Source organism: Sphingomonas sp. SRS2 (assembly GCF_000971055.1).
Classification (GTDB): Bacteria; Pseudomonadota; Alphaproteobacteria; order Sphingomonadales; family Sphingomonadaceae; genus Rhizorhabdus.
On the sequence record NZ_LARW01000070.1, the window covers coordinates 1 to 7,928 of the forward strand.

At 57.1% G+C, this 7,928-nt stretch carries 5 protein-coding genes and 2 pseudogenes; 1 reads left to right on the forward strand and 6 read right to left on the reverse strand.

The features are described from left to right. Positions 1–234 precede the first annotated feature (234 nt). From WP12_RS24015 to WP12_RS07750, 6 genes and pseudogenes are all read right to left on the reverse strand, one after another. A pseudogene (locus tag WP12_RS24015) lies at positions 235–571 on the reverse strand (type IV secretion system protein); the annotation flags it as partial. Between the two features lie 121 nt (positions 572–692). Continuing rightward, positions 693–866, reverse strand: a pseudogene (locus WP12_RS26445) (hypothetical protein); the annotation flags it as partial. A 389-nt stretch (positions 867–1,255) separates the two neighbouring features. Then, entirely contained in the window at positions 1,256–1,879 is a 624-nt protein-coding gene (locus WP12_RS07735) for a nuclear transport factor 2 family protein (RefSeq protein ID WP_052730270.1), read from the reverse strand. A 105-nt stretch (positions 1,880–1,984) separates the two neighbouring features. Beyond that, on the reverse strand, positions 1,985–2,983 hold the full coding sequence (locus WP12_RS07740) for an alpha/beta fold hydrolase (protein WP_200894477.1): 999 nt from the start codon (positions 2,981–2,983) through the stop codon (positions 1,985–1,987). 161 nt (positions 2,984–3,144) lie between these two features. Continuing rightward, a complete protein-coding gene (locus WP12_RS07745; protein WP_084691029.1) occupies positions 3,145–5,340 on the reverse strand; it encodes a TonB-dependent receptor in 2,196 nt (731 codons plus the stop codon). A gap of 131 nt (positions 5,341–5,471) precedes the next feature. Further along, positions 5,472–6,755, reverse strand: coding sequence for an MFS transporter (locus WP12_RS07750; RefSeq protein WP_046193139.1), 1,284 nt, complete (start codon positions 6,753–6,755; stop codon positions 5,472–5,474). A 330-nt stretch (positions 6,756–7,085) separates the two neighbouring features. Between WP12_RS07750 and WP12_RS24025 the strand changes: the two genes are divergently transcribed. After that, positions 7,086–7,841, forward strand: a complete 756-nt coding sequence (locus WP12_RS24025) for a LysR family transcriptional regulator (protein ID WP_160299191.1) — start codon at positions 7,086–7,088, stop codon at positions 7,839–7,841. Positions 7,842–7,928: the final 87 nt, after the last annotated feature.

The following is a 7,928-nucleotide window of genomic DNA, read 5'->3' on the forward strand; positions in this document are numbered from 1 at the left end:
CGGGGTGGAGCAGCCCGGTAGCTCGTCAGGCTCATAACCTGAAGGTCACAGGTTCAAATCCTGTCCCCGCAACCATCGATACCAGCGACAACAAGTCGCCAATATGCCCGGCCCCCGAAAGGGGACTAGGCTTTTCTTATTTGAGGCGAATGTAAGCATCGCCGACATCACCGCGCAGAGCGATCCTGAGCTCACTTCCCTTCCGGGTAAGCGTCACCTCTAGATGAGCCTGCGAAGGGCCTCGAGCATAAAGCTAAGCGCCTGTCCGATGTCCGGCTCCTGACCCTGCAGTGCGTCGCGAACTAGGTGAAGAAGTTCGAGCCGATCCCAACGATGACGGCGAGGACCATCACCTTGATGCCGGACCAGACGACGTTGCCGGCCTTCGGCCAGGAAGCCGGTCCTTCCAGAGCGCAAATGGCACGAGGATGAAGCCGGCTAGCGATGTCAGCTTGAACTCGATTATCGTGACGAACATCTGCACCGCGAGGATGAAGAAGGTAATGATGACGATCGCCTAGGCGAACAGCAGCACGGCGATGGTGAGGAAATTGTCGAAGAAGGTCGGAAACTTCGACCGATGCTACTAATCAACCCGGTGCCCAGTGGAATGAACGATCAGGCCGGTTGTTATGCGGATATGATCGAGACAGACCGCCACTAGACTCTCGACATAGCGCTTGAGCACAAAGTCAGCGATTTTTCATGTTCGTCGCCGATATCGCGGTCCATGTCCAAGTGGGCCGACAGCCCCTGTAGCGTTCGGACTGCTCGTAGAGTTGCGAGTGCAGCCCCAGGAGACGACGGCTTCCCGATCCAGCGACGAGGGCAGCGTGAAAAGCCGCGTGCGCGGCGATCAATCGGGATCTATTCGCCTCGGCTGAGCCGAAAGAACGGACGTGGTTGCCCGCAGACGGTGCGCAGCGGCAAGAATGCCCATTTCCTCAATCTATATCGCCCCGTTCTGCCAATCGCCGAAGGCAAATCGTCTCGATCGCAACGCAGACCGGTCAGATCTTCAAGGTCATCGATTGAGAGCGATGCGACAATGACCCCCTGGTCGCGCGGGATGAACAACTGTTCGGCGACCATGCGGGATAGCGCCTCGTGTACCGCGCCTGGCTGACAGACAGCTCATCCGCCAAACTCTGTATCGCAAGCTTCGCGCCCGGATTGAATCGGCCAGACATGACACCCGTCCGGACAACCTGCTAAACGGCGGTCGCCTGTCGATGTGGGCGGGTGTCCATCGAGATCATTCTCCGTTACCGGCTTCAAACCAGACGTCTTCCTTTTCGCGCAACGCGCGCTCGGTCGCCGGATCGTCAACGCCCGGCAGTGTATCGGGAAAGGGGTGCCCCAGCCGGCCCATCACATAGGCAAGATGGCGGTAGGACGGTCGAAGTCGCTGCAATTCGTCTTCGTCCAGCTCGGGCGATCGGGACGGGCGCACCGGTGTCAGCGTGTCCCACACATAGAGCGTGCGGAAGCTGGACAACAGCCATCGCCCATCGCGCCGCTCGACCCGCGACAGAAGGCGCGCCTGACTCGAAACGATCATATCGATCCCATCGACTGTGGTGAGGATGTGGATCTCGCATCCGGTGTCGGAAAGGGCCCGATTACCGCGAAGGGTGACCACGGATGGTGCCATCTGGTGGATGGACCGTGTGCCGGCGGCCGCGATTTTCCGGCTCCCTGCCACGAAATCGGCGGCACTGCCGCGGAACCAGGAAATCTCGACCTCCGCATCGCTATGATAGCATTCGGCCATTTCGGTCCAGTCCTGGAAATCGCGTGCGCGCCGCTCGCGCTGGATTAGATTCTGGATCTCGCCGATAACCAGATTATCGACGCTCCCTTCATTGATGTTCGTCATTGCAATCGTTCCTTCGCGGGACAAATCGACAGGAGATGTGTCCGCAGTACGTCGGGCGGCGCGGACGAAACGTCACCATGCGAGCTCCGTCCCACCGCCAGACCGCTACATCTTCAGCAGCTCGCGGATCGCCTCGATTGATTCCTTGGGGCTTTCCTTCGACCAGAAATGGCCGCCCGGGATGATCCGCACCGTCACTGATCTGGCGTTCGGCATATGCCGCTCGACATCGTCGTAGAACTCGCGCGGCTGCGTCTTGCTGTCATGGCCTTGCAGGATCATCACCGGGCATTTCCACGCCGCCATCAACCGATCCCGGCGGGCGAGCCATTCCTGACGGAAGGTCGAGCTATTGAAATAACGCGGGACCGCCTTGCGGATTCCGTCATAGGAAAATTCCTGGATGACGCGCTCCATCTCCTCGTCCGGGATCGGGCGTGTGGTGAGCCAGGTGTAGGCCCACAGGACCAACCGCTTCGGGTCGTCCAGCATGCCGTTATAAGGCGCATCCATGAACAGGTCGCCTTGCGGTGCGAGCGACGGGTGGAAATTGTACAGATGTTGCTCGCCACGAGCGTAGCGCAGGACGCTTTCGGGGTGGTTGGCGGCGATGAAATCGGCCTGGACCGTGCCACGATCATGGGTGACGACATTGAACTGCGTCACGCCGATCTGCTGCAGCATCGTCCACAATTGTTCCGACGCAGCCTCGTGCTGATAGTTGCCGCCCTTTTTGTCGGACTGGCCATAGCCTTTCAGATCGACGCCGATGCAATGATAGTCGCCGGCGAAGGCCGCCATCTGGTGGCTCCACTCATACCAGGAGTCCGGGATGCCATGGAGGAAGACGATCTTCTCGGCTTCCCTGTTACCACATTCTACATAGTGCCAGCGAACCATCTCATAGTCGCCGGGCGCATCGACGAAGTGATGCGTGAAGGTCACGCCGTCGATGATCTCAGTGTCGCCTTCCTTGTCCTCCGCGCGTGGCTGGACATGAGCGAACTGCTTCATGCGCTCGGCGATCTTGTCCTCCGGGGGAAGAAAGTTCGCCATGATCTTGGCGGCGCGTTCCGGCAGTTCTGTATATTCGGGGCCATTCATTCCCATTGTTTCCTCAAGCCTCGTCGATCGTGCATCATCCAGTGCTTGGCCGCCGGGCTGCGCCATCTTCGTTAGTCGCGAGCCCGGCACATCTTCTTGCAGCTGATCGAACAGAGATGATTGTCAGATTTAATGATATCGCACGTGTCAGGCGCTAAGCATCAAAACGCCAATTTCGCGGTCAAGGATACGGTTCTCGGCGCTGTTCCGTAATTGACAAAATAAGCGAAAGCCTGCGTCACGTTTCTGGACAAGACCGATTCATTCAGCAAGTTGTTCGCTGAAATAATGAAGCTCAGTCTGTCGCCAGGCATCGTTACCTTTATAGAGGAATTGAGCATCAGGTAGGCGGGTTGCCTGATAAAATTGTCAGCTTCGAAATAATAGTCTCCGTTATAGGTTCCGGTGACATTGAGATGGACCCTGCCGCCACCCAGTTCCGTGTCATAATCGCCGGAAAGCGAGCCGACGAACTTCTGCGCGAGCGGCAGTCTGTTCCCCGCAGCGCTACCGGGTGCAAGAATGCTTCCACCCGCCGGATTCGGCCTGCTGATCACTGCATTTGGATAGTCGGTGAACTCCGAATGCATAATCTCCAGGCCACCGCTAACGCTGAACTTGCTCGACAGCCGCGCCTGGAAATCGGCATCCAGGCCATATAATTTGGCGGCCGCCCCATTCGCGACCACCTGGGTGACGCCGACAAAGGTCGTGACCTGTAGGTTGCGATATTTATAATAGAAGCCGTTCACATTGAATTGCAGGCGATTGTCGAAGAGCCGTGTCTTGATGCCGACTTCGTAATCATCGAGTGTTTCCGGAAGATAAGCCGGATTGGTCAGCGTAGCGATATTGAACCCGCCGCTCTTTATGCCGCGATTATAGGACATATAGAGCAGCGTATTTTCCGGAAGCTTGTAGCTCAAAGCCAGTCGCCATGTCGGCTTCTTTACGGTGAGATCGGGGGTGTTGCTCGGAATGGTCGTGGTCGCGCCGGCGCGGTTGATGATTACCGTTCGTCCGGAGAGCGAGCGCTTCTCATAGGTATAGCGAATACCCGCGGTGATCGTCGCTCGCGGTACGACTTCATAGTCTACTTGCGCGAAGGGGGCGATCGACTCGGAGACCTCCCTGCCAAATGATGACAATGACGCGGTCGAGGTCGGCAATGGGGTGAATGGGCCGGTGAACAGCCGCGTGAGTGGCGTGAAAGATTGGTCATTGTGGAAATAGAATGCACCCGTCACCCATTTCAACGCGCCGCCATCTGGCGATATAAGCTGCAGCTCCTGGGTATAATTCTCGTTGGGGGCAACCGCCTGGGCACTGATGAACGGTGCGGCGACATTGTCGAGGTCGAAAAGATAGCCGCCCCGTCCATGACGATAAGACGTGATCGAGATCAGGCGGGCGAAATCCAGATCATGATTGATCGTGACGCTGGCTCCACCGCCGCGGAAATTGTTATAGCCAGGTGTGCCATTATAGCTCTGATAGCGGTTCGTTACAGGACCAAAGCCCGGAAAAGCAAATCGCGTTCCTGGATAGGGCTGATACACTGCACCTGTATCCCGACGCGTCAGATAATCGCCGATGATGGTGACCTCGGTACGATCACCAAGTGTGGCAAGCAACTTTCCGCGTAGCGACAGGCTGTGTGTGAGCCGATACTCGTCGCGCCCTGTGGTGAGGCTTTTGCCCCACCCCTCCCCCTGCCTAGCATAGGATGCCGAAAGGCTTCCGGCCACGTTTCCGGCCAGTGGCCCCGTCACATAGGCGCTTGCCCGCATCGTCGAATATAAGTCGATCCCCACGCTGAGTTCGCCGTGGGGATCGGAACTTGGCCGCCGCGTCGTTATCTGGATGACGCCAGCGGTCGCGTTTCGACCGAACAGCGTGCCCTGCGGGCCTTTCAGAACCGTGATCTGATCGACGTCGGCAAGATCCCGCAATCCCTCGCGCTGCTGCGGAATGTAGACGCCATCGATATAGAGAGCGACGGGATTCTCGACGACGTCGCTCGATGTGCTGATGCCGCGGATCGCGGGCTGAAATGAGCCGAGCGTGGTTGTAATATTGAGGCCAGGGATCACCGCATTAAGGGCCTGAAGGTCTTTGATGCCTGCGTTTTCAAGAGCGCCGGCCGTGGCAACGTTCGCGGCGATCGGAACATCCTGCAAGCGTTCGACCCGCTTCTGCGCAGTGACGACGATATCTGCAATACCATCCGAAGAATCTGTGGACGTTGTGGCGGAAACGGTATCGCTCCTGCTTAACTGTTGCGCGTAAGTCGGTGCAGATACGGCCATCGGGACCAGCATCGTTCCCGTCAAAAACACGTGCTTCAAGGTGGTCATCACTTCCTCCTGAGTTTCTCGTTATTTTATTCTGTGTCTAATTTCCTCTGTGCGGTGGCCTAATCGGCCGATCACAATTTTCCGGATGTGCCTCACCACGCGAACGGCTGCCCTTCAGCGGGGAATAACCCTCAACTTGCGGCGGCATGCCTATCTTCCCTGATCTCTTCGAGGTCAGGGGCGCGTCGGCTTGTCACGATGATCAGGGCCGCCATAAGAGCGCTGGCGCAAACGAAGGCGAGGGGCACAGGGGTCGCGATATCGGCGTAGCTGCCAAGCCGGTCCGCCGCCACGGCGGTTGCAAACCCGCCAACCGCTATGCAGAGCGAAATCAGCATCGATTGAATGCCAAACAGCAGCGAGAAGCGTGCCAGCCCAAAAAATCTGAGCACGAAGTAAGCGGCGAAATTGGCTTCCGCACCATAGGAAAGGCCGACCAGTGCCAAGCCTGCCGAGGCCGGCACAGCGCCGTCGCCCCAAGCCGAAACGAAAACGAGATAGGCGCCGATCGCGGCTAGCACGAAGCAGGACGTCGCCACCGCGAGCGGGGGAAGCCGATCAAGCAGATAGCCCGTAAGGATGCGACCGCCGAAAGCGGCCCCCGCAAAAACGGTCGCCAACGCTACTGTCAGGCTGGCATCAAGTCCTTGATCCAGCAATATCGGCTGAAGATGGTTCAGCAACATCCCGATCGGCAGCGCCGCCGCGGCCAGCGAAAGGGTCAGCAGCCAGAACCGCGGATCACGCACTGGAACGGCTATCGGGCTCACGCCATCTGGCGTTTTAACGGCCTTTGCAGCCTCCGCTTCGCTGCTCATTTTGAAGAGCAGAACCACAATTGGGAGGCCTAGAACAACGATGAGACCGACCATGCCGACATAAGCTCCGCGCCAGCCAAAATGGCTGATCATGAGCCCGACGAGGGGAACGCCTAGCGCACCTCCCAATGTAGCTCCGCTCATTGCCCACCCGATCGCAGCCCCGGCGTTGATTCGAAACCAACTCGCGACACCACGGCCGATTGTCACAGCGCCCGCGCTTGCAGCAGATGCGCCGATCAGCACGGCGATCAGGCGGAGCAAGGTAACATTCAGATCGGCGAATGCGAGGATCAGATATTGGGCAGCTAAGCCGGCAAGGCCGATGATTGCCAGAGGCCGTGGACCAAAGCGATCGATCAGCCGACCGGTGACAGGAAACAGCAGTGCTGCAATCACTGCGCTCAACGGTGCAAAGGCGGCTTCGCTGGCCGACCAAGAGAACTCGGTCCTCATCGGCTCGATGAAGAGATTAGCGGTAAAGAAAAATAAGCCGAAACCGACAGCATAGCCGACGATCGCAGCGATCAGGCACGGGGTGCCAGCCCTCCACTCCTGACGAGAGTCGAAGGCCGAACCGGATATCGAGTGATTCATGAGGCCCTCTCCATCTCGCCATATTCTGCTTGGTTGAGATCATTCTAAGCGATCCAAAAGCAGCGAGATTAACAGGCAAACGCCGCTTGCCCCCCTCTGCTGACTTTCATTTCGACCGGCAGATGAACAGATGCTCAGTACTGCGCCGATCGGTCAGATGATCGGAGCGTTTGCGACCGTTAGCCAATTGATAGTTTGACGAAGCTCCATTCAGCATAATGATATCATCTTCAGCTGGATGGGGTTGCGCGTGGCCACACATTTCTGGGCCAAAATGATATAGGTATCGACAAATATTCACCATGCCTATATTGAAGGCCTATGATAAATGTGCGAACTTTTGATCTGAATTTACTTCGGGTTTTTGAAGCGATCAGTATCGAGCGCAGCGTGTCGCGCGCCGGTGACAAGCTCGGCCTTTCCCAGCCGGCGGTCAGTAATGCCCTCAATCGTCTCCGCGAGCATTTCGAAGATCCGCTTTTCGTGCGGACAGTTCTGGGTATGGAGCCGACGCCAAAGGCGGAACTGCTGGCGTCCTTCATTCACGATGGATTGGCGACCGTGCGTGCGGGCCTAACTTCCAGCACCGATTTCAATCCGCTGACGTCAAAGCGACGCTTCCATTTGCTTATGACCGACGTTGGCACGATACGGTTTCTACCTCTCATCTTGCCGATAATGAACAAGATTGCGCGCAATATAGACATTGCGATATCGGAAACTAACGTATCAAACTATGCAGATATGCTGAGCAATGGTCTCGCAGATCTAGCCATCGGACGGCTCGATCTTGACCCAACTCTTTGCAGTGAGTTGATCCACACAAGCACTTATCTTGTTCTTGTTAGTCGTGCGCATCCAGCACTTAAAGTGGGATCGAATGGTGAACCGACTATAAGCAATGAGGATTTCCTCAATGCAAACCATGTCGTGTTCAAAGCTCCTGGATCGACTAACGATCCGCTTGAGGATGCGTTGGGAACAAAATGGGGACAGCTCCGCACTGCGCTTTCAACACCCTATGTGACCGCAATCCCTACATTGATTGTAGATCGGCGTGCAAAAAGGACCCCCTTAGCGGGGTGATCGGCGTCTAAAAGGGACCCCTCATTTCGATGGTTTAAACGGCCGACTGGATTGTCAGTTGGCGAGATCGGGATGTTGGTTGTGGAG

Coding starts and splice junctions, on each gene's coding strand:
- WP12_RS07735 (WP_052730270.1), bottom strand. CDS start 1,879: ATGACGAACATCAATGAAGGGAGCGTCGATAATCTGGTTATCGGCGAG.
- WP12_RS07740 (WP_200894477.1), bottom strand. CDS start 2,983: ATGAATGGCCCCGAATATACAGAACTGCCGGAACGCGCCGCCAAGATC.
- WP12_RS07745 (WP_084691029.1), bottom strand. CDS start 5,340: ATGACCACCTTGAAGCACGTGTTTTTGACGGGAACGATGCTGGTCCCG.
- WP12_RS07750 (WP_046193139.1), bottom strand. CDS start 6,755: ATGAATCACTCGATATCCGGTTCGGCCTTCGACTCTCGTCAGGAGTGG.